Origin of the sequence: Peribacillus sp. AS_2, assembly GCF_026891895.1 — a bacterium.
In the GTDB taxonomy this organism is placed as follows: domain Bacteria; phylum Bacillota; class Bacilli; order Bacillales; family DSM-1321; genus Peribacillus; species Peribacillus frigoritolerans.
In genome coordinates, this window is the sequence record NZ_JAPTGA010000003.1 from 195,681 (window position 1) to 216,109 (window position 20,429).

A 20,429-nucleotide genomic window follows, 5' to 3' on the forward strand; every position below is an offset into this window, starting at 1 on the left:
ATAATACTAAGCGGAAAGTATGAGGAGGAAAAGATTTTGAAAAAAGTCATTGTGATGCTAATGGGGATTTTTTTGATCATACAAGCAGGATCCATTTCAGCACAGGCCCAACAACCCGATTACGAAAAATACGGAAAGATTGCGATTACGGTAGTGCAGGCAGATTATCCTGAAGTTGAGATTACTGACTACGAATATAAAGGCAGAAAAACTGTAGCGAAAAATCTCGTCGAAGACGATTTCAGATTTTTGGTCGAGGATAAAGGTCAGGACTTCAATGTCATCGTGACCGTACAACATGATTTGAAAAATGAAAAATTACTTAGTTTGAAGGTTACGGAGCAAAAAGGAAAGTGAGATCAGGACAAAAACCGAAATTCCAGGTAGGCATCTTACCGAACATCTTCACCTCGAGAAGATGTTTTTTTCTGATTTCTTTTAAAAGTAGTCCGGAAAAGGGGATATCGGAATCGTTGTTATTCCAATACGGTCAGCTGCCATGAAGTTTTCATTGCATTTATGGGCAGCTAACCAGTATAGTTAGTATCAGATTGAAACAATAAGCTTGATTGTAGGGGTAGTAGAAAATGAGAAAGTTTAAGAAAGTTTATGTGGAAATTACGAATATATGTAATTTGAAGTGTAATTTTTGCCCAAGTTCCAGCTTGCAAAGGACCCTTAAATTCATGGATCCCGAAGGGTTTACGAATGTTATAAAGAAAATCAAACCACACACCGATCATATTTATTTTCATCTGATGGGTGAACCGTTTTTAAATAAAAATTTGGGTACATTCCTGGATATCAGTGCTGAAAATGACCTGAAGGTTAATATTACAACGAACGGTACTTTGATTCAAAAGGTCAAAGACAAGCTGCTCTCCAAAAAAGCCCTCCGGCAGGTGAATATTTCACTTCATAGCTTTGAGGCAAACGATACGACCAATAGTCTTGACTCTTATGTCAGTAATATTGCCGATTTTATAAATGAAGCAAATGAAAAAAGTGAAGTGATCTGTGCCATTCGTTTATGGAATATGGATACGGCTGAATTAAAAGCGAGTAATGGCCTGAACGATGATATTCTGAGCATGCTGGAGGAGAAGCTTTCATTGGACATTCGCTTAAGTGAAGCTCTTCAGCAAAAGAATAATATTAAGTTAAGGGACAGGGTTTATATAAATATGGCCGAAAAATTCGAGTGGCCGGAATTGGACCGTGACATTATCGATGAAAATATTTTCTGCTATGCTCTTAGAGATCAGTTAGGTATCTTGGTGGATGGTACAGTCGTACCTTGTTGTTTGGATAGTGAAGGGAAAATACCGCTTGGAAATATATTCGAAACATCACTTGAAGACATTTTAAATGGTGAACGGGCTAAAAATATGTATGATGGTTTCTCAAGAAGATGTGCAGTTGAAGAATTATGTAAACGATGTGGCTACGCAAAGCGTCATAAAAAATAAAATTACGGAGTTCATTTCGTGGTTTCAGACTGTAGACAAACTTGATGAAAAATCAGTTTGCCTGCAGTTGTTTTATTTAAAAGTGCAGTTGATTTCAGAAATCCGCTCCCTTTCCGCCGACTGTCTGCCAAGCCTCCTCAGCGCAAGCGCTTGTGGGGTCTCGGCTAGCCAGTAATTCGGCAGGAGTGTCGCAAATTTCTTCAATCCAATGAGAATTACAGTAAAAAACCATCCTCACTATTCGGTTCGAACCCCATTTTGTCGCCAAACCTCAGGCATGGAGTCCATCTCCATGCCTGAAGTTTTATATTTAAAAGGTTCAGAAACCCGCTCCCTTTCCGCCGACTGAAAAACCATCCTCATACTCCGAACCCCATCTTATTTCGCCAAACTGAAACCATGGAGTCCATCTCTGCTTTTTTGGTGCTTGAAGGACATTGCCTCCATCTTATTGTAAAAATTCAGAATATTATTGTTTTATTAAAAGTCCCGTGATAAAATACTCACTATTATTAATGAAGTTTATACTTCATATTGTCATATAAAAAGTATCGGATTCATATCTTGCTTCAGAGGGGATGTTTTATGGATTTACAGCAAAAAGTTAAAGAAGTATTCCCTGGTTTATCTACTGGTCAAAAAAAGGTAGCAAAATACTTGTTGGTGCATTCACATACATTTGCAGTCACTTCAGCTCAAAAGCTCGGAAAAGACATTGGGGTGAGTGAAACGACCATCATCCGCTTTTGCTATTCATTGGGGTTAAGCGGATATGCAGAGCTTCAAAACCTTATTCGAAATCAGTTGATATACGAGAGCAGCAGTTTGAATGAATATCATTCTTCAAAACTTGAAGCCGCGAGTCAGCCAAACTTCATGGCTCAGGTGATGGGGCAGGATATCATCAGCATCGAAAAGACCATGAAAAATTTATCAACCGAAGATTTCGCCCAAACAGTCGATAAATTGGCGGCAGCTGACAATGTTTTGATTTCCGGACACCGTTTATCATTTTCGGCAGCACATTGGTTAACCTTTACGCTTAGGCTTGTTAGGGAAGAGGTTCATTTATATCGGCCTGATACTGATGATATATTTTTAATGTTGAATAAAATGACTGAAAATTCCGTTTTTGTGGCCATTTCATTTCACCGCTATGTTAAAGAGACTGTGAAAATAACCGAAATGGCCAAAAAAGCGGGTGCATTTGTAATTGGGGTTACGGATTCCGACCTGGCTCCGATTGCGGAATACACTGACATTTTATTGCCCATTTCAACACCAAGGACTTCCACGATCGATACGGCACCAGTGTTATTCTCTTTATTGAATAGTTTAGTCGCTGGTGTAACGATTAAGGATGAACAAGGGTTCAAAGAAAGAAAAGCTATATATGATGGGTTCAATCAAGACGATTATTTCTTTTGAGATAAAACATCCATCAGTTGGTGAACATGCCCAATAAACCGGTAAGGGGGAGACAGAAATGGATATCACACAAACTATTGAAAAATTAAGACCACGTATACTCGATATTTTTGACCATTTACACGCAAATCCAGAAACGAGTTGGAATGAGGTGAATACGACAGCTTTCATTTCAAGTATTTTAACGGGGAATCAGTGTACGGTGAAAACCTTCGAGGACTGTACAGGTGTGGTAGGCGAAATCGGGGATGGGGATTTCACGGTCGGATTACGATCGGATATCGATGCACTTTGGCAGGAGGTGCAAGGGACGTTTCAAGCCAATCATTCCTGTGGACACGATGGTCATATGACCTTGGCACTGGGAGTATTCCTTGTATTGAAGGAAATGGGCTTTCGTCCAAGAGGCAAGCTGAAATTCATTTTCCAACCTGCTGAAGAAAAAGGTACGGGCGCCTTGAAGATGATTGAAGAAAAAGTATTGGATAATGTCGATTTCCTTTATGGAGTGCACCTAAGACCGGTTGAGGAAGTGAAAGATGGGCAAGCGGCGCCAGCCATTGTGCATGGAGCCGCTCAGTTCATTAAAGGTGAAATAGCGGGAACTGATGCGCATGGAGCAAGACCGCATCAAGGGCAGAATGCCATCGAGATAGGAGCGGCATTCATCACTTTGTTAAATGGAATTCATCTCAATCCGTCCATCCCTTATTCCGTAAAAATGACGCAGTTTTTTGCTGGCGGCGAAAGTTCCAATATCATCCCAGGGAGAGCCACTTTTTCATTGGATTTACGGGCACAGGATAATGCAGTGATGAAAGAGCTCACCAAAAAGGTGGAAAAGGTTGCAGAATCTTTGGCCATTGTCCATGGAGTCGAAGTGAAACTCGAACCGGGAACCTGTGTTGCTGCAGCAACCGTAAACGATCAAGCCCAGGAAATAATGTCTGAAGCGATAGCCGATACACTTGGAGAAGAAAATTTGGTAGCGCCTGTCATTACAACAGGAGGAGAGGATTTTCACTTTTATACGTTGAAAAGACCTGAACTCAAAGCGACGATGCTTGGATTGGGCTGTGATTTGGCACCAGGGCTCCATCATCCGAACATGACATTCAATAAAGAAGCTTTGTTATCGGGAATTGAAATCCTGGCCAAAGCCATCATACTCACTTTTGAGAAATATGGAGGGGAGGGCCACTTACATGACTGAAGAATTTATCATAAAATCCCTATCCGGACTAGAGGATCTACAAGAAGTGCAGCGGCTGGAAGCCCTTGTATGGGGCATGGATTGCGTTCCCATCCATCAGACGATTACGGCTGTCAAAAACGGCGGGCTTGTATTAGGCGGCTATATCAATGGCCAGTTAGTCGGGTTTCAATACAGTTTCCCGGGATTCAAGGACGGAAGGGGATATCTTTGTTCACATATGTTAGCCATCCATCCGGCCCATCAAAAGAAGGGCTACGGCAGATTACTTAAACTTGCACAAAAAGAAGAAGCACTTAAAAAGGGCTACGACTTGATCACATGGACATATGATCCATTGGAAAGTGTGAATGCAAACTTGAATATCGGTAAGCTAAAAGCTGTTTGCTCTACATATATGGAAGATTGTTATGGAAATATGAAGGATACCCTCAATGAAGGACTTTCCACTGATCGATTCATGGTGGAATGGAATATACGGCAGGAAGCAAAGGAAGAGACTCCGCTTCCTGATAAAGCCATACACATCGTAACGACAGGAATGAATGACCAAGGCTTTCCTTACATCAAGGATTATCATTTGGAAACCAATGCCGAGGTGATCGCCATCCCCATTCCGACGGATATTCAACAAATCAAAAAATCTGATCTTCGCCTTGCGATTGATTGGCGGTTAAAAACCGGTGAATTATTCAAAGCTCTTTTTGCCAAAGGATATGTTGCAGCCGGGATTGAACGGGAGCAAGGTGAAAACATTCAAAACTATTTATTAAAAAAACAAGAATAAGAGGGGAATCGGGATGAAAATAACGGAAGTGCGTTTACGTCATTTAAATATGGATTTGGTAGCTCCCTTTACAACAAGCTTTGGAACGTTTTTGGATAAGGAGTTCATTCTTGTGGAAGTGAAAAATGGAGAGGGACTTTCAGGCTGGGCTGAATCTGTGGCATTTTCAGCACCTTGGTATAACGAAGAAACGATAAAAACCAATTGGACCATGCTGGAGGATTTCCTGATTCCGCTTGTATTGGATAAAGAGATAGAGCATCCCCGTGATGTATCGGATATGTTCTCGCATATCCGTAAAAATAATATGGCAAAATCGGCAATCGAGGGAGCCATCTGGGATTTATACGCAAAAGAAAAGAATATCCCTTTAAGTATGGCTTTAGGCGGGGAGCTGGAAAAAATCGATGTTGGGATCAGTATCGGCATCCAAAAAACGGTACCTGAATTACTGGCAAAGATAGAAGCTGGATTGAAGGATGGATATAAAAGAATCAAAATGAAAATTCAACCAGGTTGGGATGTAGACGTAATCAAGGAAGTGCGCAATCGATATCCCGAAAACCCGATCATGGCAGATGCAAACTCCGCTTACCGGCTGAAAGACATTGAATTACTCAAACAACTTGATCAATTTGATTTAATGATGATCGAGCAGCCTTTGTCATCGGATGATATTGTCGATCATGCCACATTACAAGCGGAAATCAAAACACCGATTTGCTTGGATGAAAGTATACATTCCGTCGAAGATGCTAGAAAAGCCCTTGAATTGGGAAGCTGTAAAATCATTAATATTAAGATTGGCAGGGTTGGCGGTTTAACGGAAGCAATGAAAATACATGAATTATGTAAAGAAAGGAATGTACCGGTTTGGTGCGGTGGCATGTTGGAATCTGGTGTTGGGCGTGCCCATAATATCGCATTGACAACACTTGATAACTTCACGATGCCTGGTGATACGGCAGCATCCGCGAATTATTGGCATAAAGACATCATCCAACCAGAGGTTACAGTGAATGATGGGGTCATAACCGTTCCAAAAGCGGCAGGCATTGGCTATGAAGTCGATTACACAGCGGTCGATGAATTCACTTCCTATAGTAAAAGATATACAAATAAATAAGAGTTGGAATTAAAGGACCTTCCGGCTTCAGGGGCAATTGCCCTTGAAGCCGGAAGGATAATGAAGAAAGGAAAGATATTCTCATAACTTAAATTGTCAGAATAATCATATAATTAAGGTGGTATTTGATATGAAAAACAGTATAAATCTTGCGGGAGCATATATTGGAATCATCATTGGAGCAGGTTTTGCTTCAGGACAAGAAGTGTTACAGTTCTTCACGAGTTTTGGAATCTACAGTGTATTGGGTATTGTGGTGGCGACAGTTTTATTCGCGTTTTTGGGCATGCAAGTTACCCAGTTAGGGAGCACTCTCCAGACACGTTCCCATAAAAGCATCATCGATCATATTTGCGGCCGCTTTATAGGCAGGGTGGTCGATATTATCATCACGTTTTTCTTGTTTGGCGTTACAGTCATCATGATTGCCGGCTCCGGAACGATTTTTGAGGAACAATTCGGGATTCCAAGCATGGTCGGTGCAATCGTCATGACGGTGCTCACGATTGGTACGCTTTTACTTAATGTTAATAAAATAATGTCCATCATTAGTGCCGTCACACCGTTTTTATTCGTTATCATGATCATTATTTCAGGTTATTCATTTTTCACATCCAATCTAAGTTTCAATCAAATTATTTCATCTTCAAGTAAAGGAACGGCTGCTACCGGAAATTGGTTGATGGGTTCATTACTTTATGTTTCATATAATATGACTGCCGGAATTGCCATGCTGGCCGTAATGGGCGGGACCTTCAAGAATAAGAAACAGGCTGGAATGGGAGGAATCCTGGGGGGTATCGGATTGGGAATCCTGTTATTTTTGATCAATTTGGGGATGATGTCCGACTTGAAGGGCATAGAAGGCTCTGGTATGCCTACCCTTCATTTAGCGAATCAGATTTCTCCATGGTTGGGATATATCCTATCAATCATCCTTTTAGGAATGATTTATAATACAGCTGTCGGGATGCTGTATGCATTCACCGCCAGGTTGGTGCCTGCGGAAACGAAACGATTTAAATTATCCGTGATTATAGTCGGGATTCTCGCCTTCTTTGCAAGTTTCGTTGGCTTTATTAAATTGGTTGGGACGGTATACCCAATCACAGGATACTTAGGTTTTGTCATCATTGCAGCGCTCATCATTTCCTGGATCCGTTCAAAAATGAAAAAAGAGGCTGTGAATCCGGAATTAGCAAAATTTTAATATCTAAGGGATTGATTGCAGAACTGCATGAAACATTTGGCCTGACATCTTCTTCATGGAGGTGTTTTTTTTCTGTTATCGAGGACCTTTACTCATGATCACGGCATTTTTCCTCCTTTTTTTCATACATTAGTTTAAAGGCGGAAGACAAGGGGGATATCGGATGAATGAAGCGGAGCAAAAGGCTCTGGAATATGCCATTAGTGAAATTACAGAAATAGCAACGGGGTTCGGGTTGGATTTTTACCCGATGCGCTATGAAATTTGCCCTTCAGAAATCATTTATACATTTGGTGCCTACGGGATGCCGACCCGTTTTTCTCATTGGAGCTTTGGAAAGCAATTTCATAAAATGAAGCTGCAGTACGACTTTGGATTAAGTAAAATCTATGAACTGGTCATTAACTCTGATCCTTGTTACGCTTTTCTGCTGGACTCCAATTCACTTGTACAAAATAAATTGATTGTTGCCCACGTTTTGGCGCATTGTGACTTCTTTAAGAATAATATACGTTTCAATAATACCAAGAGGGATATGGTAGAAAGTATGTCGGCAACGGCAGAAAGAATCCGTGAATATGAAATCCTGCATGGCAAAAAGGAAGTGGAAACCTTCCTGGATGCACTTTTAGCCATTGAAGAACATATCGATCCGTCGCTGATGAGACCGAAGCTTGCCTGGACGATGGAAGATGAGGAAGAAGAAGAGGAAATAAAACCGACAGCCACACAATACGATGATTTATGGAATCTTGATAATAAGGATAAACCGCAGAAATCCAATATTAAAAAAAGAAAGAAATTCCCGCCAAGGCCAGAAAAGGATATTATGCTTTTCATAGAACAGTACAGCAGGGATTTAACCGATTGGCAGCGGGATATCATGACGATGATCAGGGAAGAGATGCTGTATTTCTGGCCGCAGCTGGAAACGAAAATCATGAACGAAGGCTGGGCATCCTACTGGCATCAGCGCATTATCCGTGAATTGGATCTATCCTCAGGGGAAGCCATTGAATTCGCGAAACTGAACGCAGGTGTCGTGCAGCCTTCACGGACCAGCATCAATCCTTATTATCTTGGATTGAAAGTGCTTGAAGATATTGAAGAACGCTATGATAATCCGACCGAAGAAATGATCAGGCTCGGCGTCAAGCCAGGATCTGGCCGGGAAAAGATGTTCGAGGTCAGGGAAATCGAATCGGATATTTCCTTTCTCCGCAATTATTTGACGAAGGACCTGGTCATGCGGGAGGATATGTACCTATTCCAAAAGCAGGGCAAGGATTATAAAATCGTCGATAAGGCATGGGAACATGTTCGTGATCAACTCGTGAGCATGAGGGTTAACGGAGGTTTCCCTTATATCACAGTTAACGATGGGGACTTCATGCGTAATGGGGAACTTTATCTAAAACATTGGTATGAAGATATTGAGCTAGATCTGAAATATCTCGAAAAAGTCATGCCATATATCCATCAGCTTTGGGGCCGCTCCGTGCATATGGAATCAGTCATTGAAGGAAAAGAAGTCCTGTTTTCCTATGATGGAAAAGGCATTCACCGTAAATATTTATAAAGCTGATAAAACTGCCGGTCATTCGGCAGTTTTCTTGTTTCAAGTTAAAAATCAGGGAATATGTCGATGTCATGTCTATCGATAAATTACTGTGAAAAACAAATAGGGGGTTGGAGGTTATGCCTGTTAAACATCCCTAATAAAATTGAATTTGGTCAAATAAATGCAAATTAATTAAATGAAATCTTCAATACAATGAATAATGAGTTTGAAATGGAATCCGTCGTGCGTTCTCTGAAATAACTTAATGGTCGAATGTTGAAGTCTTCCCTAGTACTACTACTTGGGATATAAAAAAAGGGATGGTGAAGGAAAACCATTGGTGTAGGAGCCTGAATTTGGATGCAATAATTTTAATTGAAGTTAAAACAAATGCGATTTTGTGGATGGTTAACGGTTCGTTAGCTTAATATCGAACCTGTCTTTAAGGCAGTTTTTTTAAAAATATTATTATTGAAAAAAATGAGATGTCTCTTATTAAGAAACATCTCATGAATAATTATTCTTTAAATTTTAACAATCTCATTGCATTTAAAATAACAATTAAGGCTGCACCTGTATCACTTAATACAGCCATCCAGAGTGTAAGCCAACCTGGGAAGATGAAGACTAACGCAAGGATCTTAATAATGATAGAGAACCAAATATTTTGTTTAATAATAGTTAAAGCTTTTTTGCTTAACTTTATTGTATGAGATAATTTATCAAGGTTATCAGCCATTAAAACAATATCAGCTGTTTCCATCGCGGTATCAGTTCCTGCACCACCCATAGCAATACCTAAATCTGCTGTTGCAAGTGCTGGCGCATCATTAATACCGTCTCCAACCATGGCCACCTTAGGCCTTCATTTTGTAATTTCTTTATGGCATCTACTTTGTCCTCTGGCAATAATTCCGCGAAATAACGATTAACATTTGCTTCTGAAGCAATCATTTTAGCGGTTCCTTCATTATCTCCAGTCAACATAACCGTTTGATTAACTCCACTTTGTTTTAATGCTTTGGTGCTGAAGTGTCCCGTATTGTATCTGAAACAGCAATAATCCCAATAACTTGATTTTGTGTCCCTATTATAACTACTGTTTTCCTTTTGTTCTGTATTTCTTGAATAGTTTTTTTTATATCCTCTAAATCTACATTCAATTCTTCGAATAGCTCTAGATTACCTGCGTAAAAAATATCTCCTTGAATGGTAGCTTGAACGCCTTTTCCTACAATACTTTTGTATAACTCACCATTTTTAGGCTGGATTCCTTTTTCGTTGCCGTAACGGACAATCGATTTGGCAATAGGATGTGTTGAGAAACCTTCTTCTGTTGCTGAGGTAATAATAACTACCCCCTCATTTTTTTCGCTAATAATTATCGGAATATTAACAAGAGTTTTACAATCAATTAATTTAATTTATACACAGGTTCCTTATAATTCAACTGTTGATTATATACATAGGAGGAACGTGAACATGAAATCTCGTGATAAGAAGAAAGCTATTCCTTTAATCGCAACAACACTTCTTGTAACCACAGCTTTTACAACCCAACCTTTTATCAAGGATGGTATTGATCAAAAAACACAAGCAAAAGAATTTTCAAAAGAAGAAAAAAAGCAGAATAGGACTACATGGCTCGCAGGGGATCATCATATTCATAGTGAGTGGAGTGTAGGCTGGGACAACACCAAAAACCCTCCTGAACCAATCAAAGGTGGAGATGCTATATACCCAACCGTCAAAAACGCTCAGAATGCACATAAATATGGACTTGATTGGATGGTTACGACGGATCATGGTGGTCCGAACCATTCCAAGGTGAATTTAGAGCAAGCATACCCTGAACTGTTGAAATCTCGTCAAGCAGTTCCTGAAGTTCTTCAGTTCTATGGAATGGAATTTGATACGCCTGCTGCCGATCACAGTTCAATTATCATTCCAAAAGGTGATAATGAATCAAAGACACTTTATGACATTGAAAGCAAGTTTAATAAGCGTGAGCCATATCCAAATGATGGTAGTCGAGATACGGAGTCCACTATGATTGATGCCCTTAACTATATGAAACAAATGGACGAGCCTCCAATTCACATTGCACATCATCCTTCTCGTTCAGCGACAGGAGATGGTGAGTGGGGGCAGGATACTCCGCAGGAATTCCGTAATTGGAACGACACAGCACCGAACATTTCCATCGGTATGGAAGGTGCTCCTGGCCACCAGGCCTCTGCTATTAATTCAGACGGCTCTCTTGACCCTGAAGGTGCCCGAGGATCATATGGAAACGTAAATGCCCCGACCATGGGCGGATTTGATCAAATGACAGCTAAAGTGGGCGGCTTATGGGATTCCATGCTAGGTGAAGGAAGACATTGGTGGATTACCTCTACTTCTGACTCTCATGTTAACTGGCGTGATGGGGGAAGCGATTTCTGGCCTGGAGAATACTCAAAAACGTATGTAAAAGCAGAGAAAGACTACAAAGACATCATGGAAAGCCTTCGTAATGGTAAAGTATTTGTAGCAACAGGTGACCTCGTCTCTGAATTAGATGTTAAAGCTCAAGCTGGGGGAAAATCACGGTGGTACTCTAAATCCAAAGGGAATTCGGCCTCTATTGGGGAAACTCTTACATTACCAGGTAAGAAGTCTAAGGATGTAGCAGTCACGGTTCGTATAAAAGATCCTAATGCTGCGAATTCTCATGGAGATCAACCAAAAGTAAAACGGGTCGACTTAATTGTAGGAGAGGTGACTGGAAAAGTGGAAGACCGCTCAACCGCTGCCAATCCGACAACAAAAGTCGTTAAACGTTTTACTGAGAAAGATTGGAAGCAACGCGGTGAATATATCGAGATCTCCTATACGTTAAAGGATGTTGATAAAGATAGTTATATCCGTTTACGAGGAACGAGTACAGACCAGTTAGAGCCAGAAAAAGACCCTAAGGGAGAAAACCCATGGACAGATCTTTGGTTCTACTCGAACCCAATATTTATCAAGTCCACGAAGTAAATGTGAAGAGAAAAAATGGGCGAGGAGCATCATTACTCCTCGTCTTTGCTATAATCCTAAAACATCAGAGAAAGAAACAATCGGAATGGAGTGAATGCAATGAAAAGGGTATGGTTCTTAATGTTCCTTGTGATGATTTCGTTTATCTCTTTACTATCTCCACCTGCATATGCTCACAGCAATAACAGTGAAGGGTTTTCCGTCATTGAAGTTAACGAGAAAAACCTCGATTACGAGCTTAAACTGGATCTAACCGAACTTGGGCATTCGATTAATAAGGAAACAGATGCAAAGCAATTAATTGACTCTAATACAGTACAGCAATATATCAATTCGCATATATCTCTTTATGCAGATGGTGTAAAAGTGGTGGGAAATGTTAAAAAAACAGATGTTGAAATGATAAAAGACCTCCCGTTTGCAGTGATTAACCTGACTTATATGATGGAACATAAACCACAAAAGCTAACTGTTGACTATAACATGTTCCTGGATGACTCCGATCCAAGCCATGCAAACTTTGCAACCGTTAAAATGGACGGAAAACAACAAGAAAAGATTCTTTCGTACGAATCAAGAGAATTAGAGATTGGAGAAGTTAGTGTCGTACAAAACGTAAAACAGTTTTTATTGCTTGGGTTAGAACATATCTTTACAGGTTATGATCATATTCTTTTTGTCATTAGTTTGCTCTTTGGAGCAAAGACGATTAAAAACATTCTTTCCTTGATTACAGCCTTTACGATTGCCCATAGTATCACCTTGGTTCTTGCTACCTTAGAGATTGTGCAGTTACCAGGTAGGTTTGTAGAGTCGGCCATTGCCTTAAGCATTATTTACGTTGCACTCATCAATATTTTTGATAAAGATGCCAAACACCATCCATGGCTTGCCTTCGGTTTTGGACTCATTCATGGTTTCGGCTTTGCTGGAATCCTATCAGAAATGCGACTAGATGGAAACCATTTGGCTACTTCTCTGTTGTCTTTCAATATAGGAATTGAATTGGGACAACTATTAATCGTATCCTTGGCCTTTCCGATAATCCTGTGGATAAAAAAATTTACATTAAAACCCATTAAATGGGTAATACCTGGAACGTCGGTAGCCATATTAGCGTTTGGTCTAGTATGGTTTATTCAAAGAGCATTTTGATGAAAGTTTTAATTCACTTCTATTTTAAACAGACCATCTTTCTTAAAAGTTGGTCTGTTGGTTAATTAAGTCCTCTATATCGATAAATCATGGGTAAATTGTTTTTTGAGTAACCAAGTTAATTGTTCCTGTTGCTTTGTTAATTAATTTTGATCCATACGTTTAAAAAGAAGCAATTGCTACCATACATCTGACAAACTTGTATTCAGACAAACTTTAAAATGAGGTGAAATGAACATAATTCACAACAAACAATTATCCTTAGTAATGGAATTAAGAACAGGCCTGAAGATAAAAGCTAGGGCCGTGGTCTGTTAATGTAAAGAAAAGGGGAGAGATGTTCACTTGATGATTTCTTGTCATAGATTTTAAAATAAACAGTAGGTTCCATATTTGTTTTATTCAAAATAGGAAAGTCATAAAAAATACTTGCAACTTGCAAGTTTTGGTGTTATAAATTGGATATAGAATGTTTTAAATGAAAAATTTGTGTTTGCAAGCGAAGGAGAAGGGGGAAGTTATGATCATTCGTGAAGCGATTGAAGCAGACTTGGACTCGGTCAAAGATATATACAATCAGGGGATTGAGGATAGAGTTGCCACGTTGGAAACGGAAACGAAGGATCAAGTCTACATGGAGGAATGGTTTGCAAAGCATATCGGGCGATATAAGCTGATTGTCGCCGAGCAAGATGGGGAAATTGTCGGTTGGGCTTCCTTGAACCAATATAACAGCCGTATTGCTTATAAAGGGGTTGCCGATTTATCCGTATATATCTCGAGAGATCATCGAGGAAAAGGGATTGGCGGTTTATTGCTGCAATCCATCGAAAAGCACGCAAAAGAAAATGACTTCAATAAGATTGTGTTATTCACTTTTCCCTTTAACCAGATTGGGCAAGGATTGTACAGAAAACGGGGGTATAGAGAAGTGGGAGTGTTTAAGAACCAGGGAATATTAGACGGTGAATTTGTCGATGTGATGGCTATGGAGAAATTACTGTAAACAATTAGGGGGTAGGAGTATTATGACAGTGAACCATTCAAGCGTATTGTCTGTTGGTTATTTTGATGCCTATTTCAAACTGGTTTTAACTTCTCGAGAACCTGTGGCGGAAAAGGCAAAGGAATTCATCGAAACCAACTTTTTCAAAGGAGAAGCGTGCTATTACGGCGAGGAAACTCACCGAAATTTCATGACGGCTTTTAACAAGCTAAAAGGATAAATAAAAAATAATTGAATCGAATAGTTGCAAAATGCAAATAATTAGCGTATAAATAAAGCGAGGTGAAAGTAATGGAAAATGAAAACCTTAGAGGTCTCTTCCAACTCTTGACAAGACGGTTTGGATTATTGAATAAAAATTGCTGTAGCGCTGATGGAATTGAAATTTCACTCGTTCAAAGCCATATCCTGTATGAAATACATCGACAAAACAAGGCTTCCATCCAGCAAATTGCAGAAACATTGGGAACGGACATTACGACGTTCAGCCGACAAATCCAATCCCTGATCAAATTGAATTTGGTCACAAAAACGCAAGATGCTGAAGATCGGAGAATTTCCATCCTTTCTCTGACCGAAGAAGGAATGAAGGTCAATCAAACCATCGATCAGCAAATGAATGATTACTTGAATGAGGTCTTCAAGACGATGAATGAGTTTGAAAAGGAATCCGTCGTGCGTTCCTTGAAATTGCTTAATGATAAAATGCTGAAGTCTTCCGTATGTTGTACTACTCCTTGGGGGTAGTATATTTTTCGACAATGCTTGCAAATTACAACTTTTTTATAAACACAAAAATATAGGAGGGATCATGATGGGTCAATTCGATAAAAATGCATTACCCGTAGCAATTATAGGCGGAGGTCCTGTGGGGCTTGCAGCTGCAGCCCATTTAATAAAAAAAGGGGAGAAGTTTATCGTATTGGAAGCGGGCGAATCGGTTGGTTCCAGTATACTGGAGTGGGGACACGTTCAAATGTTTTCTCCGTGGCAGTATAACATCGATCAAGCAGCAAAGGAATTACTGGAGAACGCTGGCTGGACGTCACCTGACGAAGAAGCTTTGCCGACAGGTCGCGAACTGGTTGAAAAGTACCTTCTGCCTTTAAGTAACCTTCCAGAAATAAAAGAACAGATCATGTTGCAGGCAAAAGTAGTCAGAGTTGCCAAAAAGGCTCACGATAAATTAAAAACAGGAAAACGGGACACGGTTCCCTTTCAACTCTATGTAGAAGCGAATGGTGACACAACGGTCATTGAAGCGAAAGCGGTCATTGATTCATCAGGTACTTGGACCAATCCAAACCCCATGCTTTCAAATGGGATATGGACGAATGCAGAGAGACAATTACACAATGAAATCCACTATGGCATTCCTAACGTTGTACAACTGGAAAACAGATATCAAAATAAAACCACCTTGGTGATCGGGAGCGGGCATTCTGCCATCAATGCTCTATTGGGTTTGGCCACCTTACAGCAAAAATATTCGGATACAAAGATCTACTGGGTTCTTCGTAAAAAACAGATTCATGAAGTGTACGGTGGGCAAGAAAACGACGGGCTGGCTGCTCGTGGAGAGTTGGGCATAAGAATTCAGCAATTAGTGGAGTCTGGACGAATCAATATTCTTACTCCCTTTCATATTAATGGAGTGTATCCAACAAACGATAAAATCACGGTAGTAGGAGAACTAAACGGAGAAGAATTCACAATCGGTGACATCGATGAAATGGTAGTGAGTACGGGTTTCAGGCCCGATACAAGCTTTTTAAATGAAGTAAGGATAAACCTTGATTCAACTGTGGAAAGCATAGACACGCTTGCTCCGCTAATTGATCCCAATACATTGTTGGGATGAAGAGTTATGGAAGAGCACCTACATTCTTACTGGCAACAGGCTACGAACAAGTCCGTTCCGTGGTGGCTTATCTCACAGGGGATGTAGAGGGGGCAAAAGAAGTACACTTGGAACTGCCTGAAACAGGAGTTTGCAGTGTGAATCTTGCATCTAATTCCTGCGATTCTGATATTCCTGCAACTGAAACAAACGATCGTTCTTGCTGTGGCAGCCCCGTTCTAGCGAGATTGGAAATGAAAAATAATTCCTGTTGTGAATGAAATAGAAGGACCAGTCTGAAACAAGGCTGGTCTTTAATAATTTCTTTGAAGTGCTGAATATTAAAGTAAGGAAAATATATGGTTGAATATTTAATGGTTGATTAAATAAGAATATGCTTATACAATAATGCTGAATAATCACATAAGCATATACTTATTTAATTTGGGCCAGGAGGGGTGAAAGGCAATGAATGGGGCGTTGGATATAGGTACCACGGCAAACATTCTTAAATTATTAGGCGATAAAACCCGTTTGACCATGATTAAGATCATGTCTGAGCATGAATGCTGTGTCTGTGAATTTGTGGATCTATTCGAGATGAGCCAGCCGGCTATAAGCCAACATTTACGAAAGTTGAAAGATAGCGGAATTGTGAATGAAGCGAGAAGGGGACAATGGATATTCTACTCGTTAAACCAATCATCCTCGTATTACTCATTTATTCAAACGGTCATCAAGGACTTGCCGAGTCAAAACTTTAAATTAGAAGAATTAACAGCACAAGGAAAACGGATTTGTTGTGACTAACGAGGAGGAGAACATCAGTGGGTACAGTTATATTAGCTAGTATCATCTTTTTGCTGACGTTGACATTCGTCATCTGGCAACCCAAGGGATTGTCAATCGGCTGGTCAGCATGCGGGGGGGCGGTACTTGCCTTACTATTTGGGGTTGTTGACTTCAACGATGTAATTACTGTTACAGGTATTGTATGGAACGCGACGTTGGCGTTCATTGCTATTATCATAATTTCTTTGATTTTAGATGAAATTGGTTTCTTTGAATGGGCAGCCCTGCATATGGCTAGAGCGGCTAAGGGAAGTGGAGTAAGGATGTTTGTGTATGTGAGCATTCTCGGTGCTCTAGTCGCTGCGTTCTTTGCAAATGACGGAGCCGCTCTCATTTTAACTCCGATTGTATTGGCGATGGTTCGAAACTTGAAGTTAGAAGAGAGAATGATCTTCCCATTTATCATCGCGAGTGGGTTTATTGCAGACACTACATCCTTACCGCTTGTGGTAAGTAATCTGGTCAACATTGTTTCTGCTGACTTTTTTGATATCGGGTTTATTGAGTTCGCATCTAGAATGATCGTTCCCAACCTGTTTTCATTAGCAGCAAGCATCCTGGTATTATATTTATACTTCAGAAAGAGCATTCCGAAGAATTATGATATGGCTCAATTGAAGAAGCCAGTCGATGCCATTCGGGATGTGAAAATGTTTCGCCTGTCTGGGATTGTTTTAGGCATTCTGTTGGTAGGCTACTTTATCAGTGAATTTTTGAACATTCCTGTATCCATCATTGCAGGTGTCATCGCCATATTCTTCTTGTTTATGGCAAGACGAAGTCTAGCTGTAAATACCAAGACCGTTGTAAAAGGTGCACCATGGGCGATTGTGTTTTTCTCCATTGGAATGTATGTCGTGGTGTATGGATTGAGAAACGTTGGATTGACGAACATTTTAGCTGACCTTATACAAGTAACAGCTGATCAAGGATTATTCGCTGCTACTGTAGGTATGGGATTTATAGCAGCCATTCTTTCATCGCTTATGAATAACATGCCTACGGTCATGATAGACGCTCTTGCCATTTCCGACACCCATACAACTGGAGCAATAAGAGAAGCCCTGATTTATGCAAATGTCATCGGTTCGGACTTGGGCCCGAAAATTACACCGATCGGTTCTTTGGCTACGTTATTGTGGCTGCATGTCCTTTCATTAAAAGGCGTGAAAATCTCATGGGGAACTTACTTTAAAACGGGAATCATCTTAACCATCCCAACATTGTTCATCACATTGGCCGGCTTATATATATGGCTGCAAATTATTCATTAAACCTTACTTTACAAACAAAGGAGAGAAACCGCATGGGTAAGAAAACGCTATACTTTTTATGTACTGGCAATTCTTGCAGAAGCCAAATGGCAGAAGCATGGGGGAAGAAATATTTAGGTGACGAATGGCAAGTGCTTAGTGCAGGAATCGAGGCCCATGGGTTAAATCCCAAAGCAGTGAAAGCAATGAATGAAGTTGGATTGGACATCTCCAATCAAACATCGGATATCATTGACCCAGATATATTGAATAATGCTGATTTTGTCGTTACATTATGTGGCGATGCGGCTGACAAATGTCCTATGACACCACCGCATGTCAAACGTGAACATTGGGGCTTTGATGACCCGGCAAAAGCGGAAGGAACAGATGAAGAGAAATGGGCAACCTTCCAACGTGTTCGAGATGAAATAGGTGAAAGAATTGCACGTTTCTCTAGAACAGGTGAATAAATGAAAATTGAAAAGCCGTGGGTGTTAGCAGGCGGACCAAAGACCATAAAGAAAGAGCTGCCAAATTCGGCAGCTCTTTTCATCATTAAATCTTAATATCGACTTTAGCATTTTTCTGAAGTTCTTCGACATGCTTCACAAGCTTTTCTTGTTTCTTTTGCTGCTCTAGTTGTTCCTTGATTTGCGGCTTCATTTCTTCGAGTTTCTGTACCTTTTGTCCGCTTGTTTTAGCTTGCTCCGCAACCTGGTCGTAATACTTTTGGATTTCTTCATCAGTTGCTTCTTCTACTTTAATCTCTTTTTCAACGTACTTCGTATATGGGATGTTCTCTGCGATCTGGGCATTCAGCATTTCCGAATTAAGACCTGCTTGTTTCAATGCCGCCTTGAATTTCTCTTCACTCTCATATTGCTTCTTGATTTCGGCAAGTTGCTTTTCAATTTCAGCCTTGGAAGCTGTGTAGCCCTTTTTATCAGCTGCTTGAAGCAGCAATTTTTGCCCCACTAAAGAGTTGAGCGTTTGCTCTTTAATTTGTTTGGCGCCCTCCTTGGATGTTGGGTCTTGTCCGAATTGCTGCATCTGCATTTGTGTGGTGGACAACACGGTATTATATTCCGCACCTGAAATTTTTTCGTCATTGACGATGGCTACCGTTTTCTTTTCATCAACCTTTTGCTTGTCCAGTTTCTTCTTCATTTCTTCCATCTGTTTTTGCTGTTCCTCAGTTGCTTTAGCCGTTTCTTTCTCAGTTGTTTTAGTCTCTTTCTCGTCATTTTTCTTATCAGCTTCATCGTTCGAACCACAAGCCGTTAGAACAACTGCCAATAATCCAATGATGATTGGGTACAATAGTTTCTTCATATTTCAGTCTCCTCTCGAATTCAATGCTAAAAAATCATCTAATGCGCATTATAAAGGAATTTCCCATTAAAACACAATAAATTCATTCTTTTTTCCAGAAAACAGGAAGATAGTATAGGCATTATCTCATTATATAAGTGTAACATTCGCGGAAATGAACCCATTTACCCTTCGTCATGCAATATGCTTAAAGGAATGCGAAGGCTGATCCTGTTACAGTCAGAAACTAATCCATCTCTTACTCACAAAACGATGCTTAGTAACTATTGTATATAAAACTTGTACGGTATTATATACCTTATCATCCGGATGTAGTTCATTTAACCTATCTTTCAAATCATGAACGGAGTGAGCCGTGACAATGAGAAAAGTGACTAAGAGACAGAGTTGAAATCCAGCAGATTACTGGAGGTATAGATTTTGAAAGGGAAATCAAAGCTGTCATGCGAATTGGCAGGGTATGCCAGGAACAGCATCATTGGGTTCAAAGTGAAGCGCATTTATTGAGAGTTCAAAACCTGACCAAGCAGCTTGTTATCGTTCATAATCGAAGATGCCAGCTGAACTATCTAAAAGCTATATGAATCATATCGTCCATTCAAGTGTTGTGCATGATATCAGGAAAGCGGAGATTCCTGAGGGGATTTTATAAAAATCTGGCCCGTTATCCCCATATGAACGAAAAATCATCGAGATGCATCCGTTAATGGGATCCGATTTTTTGAATAAGATTTCAAGGGAAATAAACAATGATGTGATCAGCAGCCTGGAAGTGGCTGAAACCATCATCCCCCATCATCATGAAAAATGGGATGGAACGGGATATCCCCACCGTTTGAAAGGGGAGGAAATCCCATTGGAAGCTTGAATCGTTGCCATTGTGGATGTGTTTGATGCATTGACCAGCAGAAGGCCGTATAAAGACTCCTGGTCAGTGGAGCGGGCATTATCTTTCATAAACGAACAAAAAGGAAAGCATTACGACCCATACACCGCGATGTCTTTCTTTTGCCATTTTGATGAAAAGGCGGCGCAGAAAAAAGGCTGGATACCATTCGCAGCACAGGGATATAGTAAATTGCGAACTCGTCGCCTTCTGAATCCTTGGAGATAAAGGGTTAACGATTTGAAAAAAATAAGGAGTTTGTAAAATGGTAAATGAATCGCTTC

General features: G+C 40.2%; 20 protein-coding genes and 1 pseudogene. 19 read left to right on the top strand and 2 right to left on the bottom strand.

The genetic code is table 11. From position 1 onward, the window contains the following. The first annotated feature begins 36 nt into the window (after positions 1–36). The 8 genes from OTG27_RS06450 to OTG27_RS06485 all read left to right on the top strand — a co-directional run bounded on the left by OTG27_RS06450 (position 37) and on the right by OTG27_RS06485 (position 8,812). Complete coding sequence (locus tag OTG27_RS06450) at positions 37–357, top strand: DUF3889 domain-containing protein (RefSeq protein ID WP_268936537.1); 321 nt, start codon at positions 37–39, stop codon at positions 355–357. 230 nt (positions 358–587) lie between these two features. Further along, complete coding sequence (locus OTG27_RS06455; RefSeq protein WP_268936538.1) at positions 588–1,469, top strand: radical SAM/SPASM domain-containing protein; 882 nt, start codon at positions 588–590, stop codon at positions 1,467–1,469. Between the two features lie 585 nt (positions 1,470–2,054). After that, positions 2,055–2,897: a MurR/RpiR family transcriptional regulator gene (locus OTG27_RS06460; protein WP_268936539.1), complete on the top strand. Its 843-nt coding sequence runs from the start codon at positions 2,055–2,057 to the stop codon at positions 2,895–2,897. Positions 2,898–2,961: 64 nt separating this feature from the next. Next, complete coding sequence (locus OTG27_RS06465; protein ID WP_057275880.1) at positions 2,962–4,110, top strand: M20 peptidase aminoacylase family protein; 1,149 nt, start codon at positions 2,962–2,964, stop codon at positions 4,108–4,110. Continuing rightward, positions 4,103–4,897 carry a GNAT family N-acetyltransferase gene (locus tag OTG27_RS06470; protein WP_268936540.1) on the top strand — a complete coding sequence of 265 codons (795 nt, stop codon included), beginning with the start codon at positions 4,103–4,105 and terminating at the stop codon, positions 4,895–4,897. Before OTG27_RS06465 ends, OTG27_RS06470 begins: the two co-directional genes overlap by 8 nt. Before the next feature lie 13 nt (positions 4,898–4,910). After that, positions 4,911–6,023, top strand: a complete 1,113-nt coding sequence (gene menC / locus OTG27_RS06475) for an o-succinylbenzoate synthase (RefSeq protein ID WP_268936541.1) — start codon at positions 4,911–4,913, stop codon at positions 6,021–6,023. 130 nt (positions 6,024–6,153) lie between these two features. Further along, the gene (locus OTG27_RS06480; RefSeq protein ID WP_268936542.1) at positions 6,154–7,233 is read left to right on the top strand and encodes a YkvI family membrane protein; all 1,080 of its coding nucleotides are present in this window, start codon (positions 6,154–6,156) and stop codon (positions 7,231–7,233) included. A gap of 163 nt (positions 7,234–7,396) precedes the next feature. Next, complete coding sequence (locus OTG27_RS06485) at positions 7,397–8,812, top strand: SpoVR family protein (protein ID WP_057275661.1); 1,416 nt, start codon at positions 7,397–7,399, stop codon at positions 8,810–8,812. 499 nt (positions 8,813–9,311) lie between these two features. On the opposite strand, the pseudogene OTG27_RS06490 reads toward OTG27_RS06485, so the two are convergent. Then, a pseudogene (locus OTG27_RS06490) lies at positions 9,312–10,158 on the bottom strand (heavy metal translocating P-type ATPase); the annotation flags it as partial. A 118-nt stretch (positions 10,159–10,276) separates the two neighbouring features. Between OTG27_RS06490 and OTG27_RS06495 the strand changes: the two are divergent. From OTG27_RS06495 to arsC, 10 genes are all read left to right on the top strand, one after another. Continuing rightward, on the top strand, positions 10,277–11,818 hold the full coding sequence (locus tag OTG27_RS06495; protein ID WP_268564676.1) for a CehA/McbA family metallohydrolase domain-containing protein: 1,542 nt from the start codon (positions 10,277–10,279) through the stop codon (positions 11,816–11,818). A 99-nt stretch (positions 11,819–11,917) separates the two neighbouring features. Continuing rightward, on the top strand, positions 11,918–12,973 hold the full coding sequence (locus tag OTG27_RS06500; RefSeq protein ID WP_268936543.1) for a HupE/UreJ family protein: 1,056 nt from the start codon (positions 11,918–11,920) through the stop codon (positions 12,971–12,973). Positions 12,974–13,493: 520 nt separating this feature from the next. Further along, complete coding sequence (locus tag OTG27_RS06505; protein WP_268564672.1) at positions 13,494–13,979, top strand: arsinothricin resistance N-acetyltransferase ArsN1 family A; 486 nt, start codon at positions 13,494–13,496, stop codon at positions 13,977–13,979. A 22-nt stretch (positions 13,980–14,001) separates the two neighbouring features. After that, positions 14,002–14,199, top strand: a complete 198-nt coding sequence (locus OTG27_RS06510) for a hypothetical protein (RefSeq protein ID WP_268564671.1) — start codon at positions 14,002–14,004, stop codon at positions 14,197–14,199. Between the two features lie 71 nt (positions 14,200–14,270). Next, a complete protein-coding gene (locus OTG27_RS06515; RefSeq protein ID WP_057275664.1) occupies positions 14,271–14,726 on the top strand; it encodes a MarR family winged helix-turn-helix transcriptional regulator in 456 nt (151 codons plus the stop codon). A gap of 67 nt (positions 14,727–14,793) precedes the next feature. Beyond that, a complete protein-coding gene (locus OTG27_RS06520) occupies positions 14,794–15,840 on the top strand; it encodes an NAD(P)-binding domain-containing protein (protein WP_268936544.1) in 1,047 nt (348 codons plus the stop codon). Further along, positions 15,837–16,100, top strand: coding sequence for a hypothetical protein (locus OTG27_RS06525; RefSeq protein ID WP_268936545.1), 264 nt, complete (start codon positions 15,837–15,839; stop codon positions 16,098–16,100). Before OTG27_RS06520 ends, OTG27_RS06525 begins: the two co-directional genes overlap by 4 nt. Before the next feature lie 187 nt (positions 16,101–16,287). Then, positions 16,288–16,629, top strand: a complete 342-nt coding sequence (locus OTG27_RS06530) for an ArsR/SmtB family transcription factor (protein ID WP_268936546.1) — start codon at positions 16,288–16,290, stop codon at positions 16,627–16,629. Between the two features lie 17 nt (positions 16,630–16,646). Further along, the gene (locus tag OTG27_RS06535; protein ID WP_268936547.1) at positions 16,647–17,945 is read left to right on the top strand and encodes an arsenic transporter; all 1,299 of its coding nucleotides are present in this window, start codon (positions 16,647–16,649) and stop codon (positions 17,943–17,945) included. Between the two features lie 32 nt (positions 17,946–17,977). Further along, positions 17,978–18,397, top strand: coding sequence for an arsenate reductase (thioredoxin) (arsC, locus tag OTG27_RS06540; protein WP_268936548.1), 420 nt, complete (start codon positions 17,978–17,980; stop codon positions 18,395–18,397). A gap of 85 nt (positions 18,398–18,482) precedes the next feature. Here the strand turns inward: arsC and OTG27_RS06545 are convergent, their stop codons facing one another. Further along, positions 18,483–19,259 (bottom strand): SurA N-terminal domain-containing protein, encoded by a 777-nt coding sequence (locus OTG27_RS06545; protein ID WP_095678231.1) that lies wholly within the window; start codon positions 19,257–19,259, stop codon positions 18,483–18,485. A 706-nt stretch (positions 19,260–19,965) separates the two neighbouring features. Between OTG27_RS06545 and OTG27_RS26825 the strand changes: the two genes are divergently transcribed. Then, positions 19,966–20,127, top strand: a complete 162-nt coding sequence (locus OTG27_RS26825) for an HD domain-containing phosphohydrolase (RefSeq protein WP_231892223.1) — start codon at positions 19,966–19,968, stop codon at positions 20,125–20,127. The last annotated feature ends 302 nt before the right edge of the window (positions 20,128–20,429 follow it).

Bases quoted from the DNA above. Each gene is read 5' to 3' on its own strand.
- OTG27_RS06495 (WP_268564676.1), top strand. From the start codon at position 10,277: ATGAAATCTCGTGATAAGAAGAAAGCTATTCCTTTAATCGCAACAACA.
- OTG27_RS06460 (WP_268936539.1), top strand. From the start codon at position 2,055: ATGGATTTACAGCAAAAAGTTAAAGAAGTATTCCCTGGTTTATCTACT.
- OTG27_RS06480 (WP_268936542.1), top strand. From the start codon at position 6,154: ATGAAAAACAGTATAAATCTTGCGGGAGCATATATTGGAATCATCATT.
- OTG27_RS06470 (WP_268936540.1), top strand. From the start codon at position 4,103: ATGACTGAAGAATTTATCATAAAATCCCTATCCGGACTAGAGGATCTA.
- OTG27_RS26825 (WP_231892223.1), top strand. From the start codon at position 19,966: ATGGGATCCGATTTTTTGAATAAGATTTCAAGGGAAATAAACAATGAT.
- OTG27_RS06545 (WP_095678231.1), bottom strand. From the start codon at position 19,259: ATGAAGAAACTATTGTACCCAATCATCATTGGATTATTGGCAGTTGTT.
- OTG27_RS06455 (WP_268936538.1), top strand. From the start codon at position 588: ATGAGAAAGTTTAAGAAAGTTTATGTGGAAATTACGAATATATGTAAT.
- OTG27_RS06505 (WP_268564672.1), top strand. From the start codon at position 13,494: ATGATCATTCGTGAAGCGATTGAAGCAGACTTGGACTCGGTCAAAGAT.
- OTG27_RS06510 (WP_268564671.1), top strand. From the start codon at position 14,002: ATGACAGTGAACCATTCAAGCGTATTGTCTGTTGGTTATTTTGATGCC.
- arsC (WP_268936548.1), top strand. From the start codon at position 17,978: ATGGGTAAGAAAACGCTATACTTTTTATGTACTGGCAATTCTTGCAGA.
- OTG27_RS06520 (WP_268936544.1), top strand. From the start codon at position 14,794: ATGGGTCAATTCGATAAAAATGCATTACCCGTAGCAATTATAGGCGGA.
- menC (WP_268936541.1), top strand. From the start codon at position 4,911: ATGAAAATAACGGAAGTGCGTTTACGTCATTTAAATATGGATTTGGTA.
- OTG27_RS06500 (WP_268936543.1), top strand. From the start codon at position 11,918: ATGAAAAGGGTATGGTTCTTAATGTTCCTTGTGATGATTTCGTTTATC.
- OTG27_RS06530 (WP_268936546.1), top strand. From the start codon at position 16,288: ATGAATGGGGCGTTGGATATAGGTACCACGGCAAACATTCTTAAATTA.
- OTG27_RS06485 (WP_057275661.1), top strand. From the start codon at position 7,397: ATGAATGAAGCGGAGCAAAAGGCTCTGGAATATGCCATTAGTGAAATT.
- OTG27_RS06515 (WP_057275664.1), top strand. From the start codon at position 14,271: ATGGAAAATGAAAACCTTAGAGGTCTCTTCCAACTCTTGACAAGACGG.
- OTG27_RS06525 (WP_268936545.1), top strand. From the start codon at position 15,837: ATGAAGAGTTATGGAAGAGCACCTACATTCTTACTGGCAACAGGCTAC.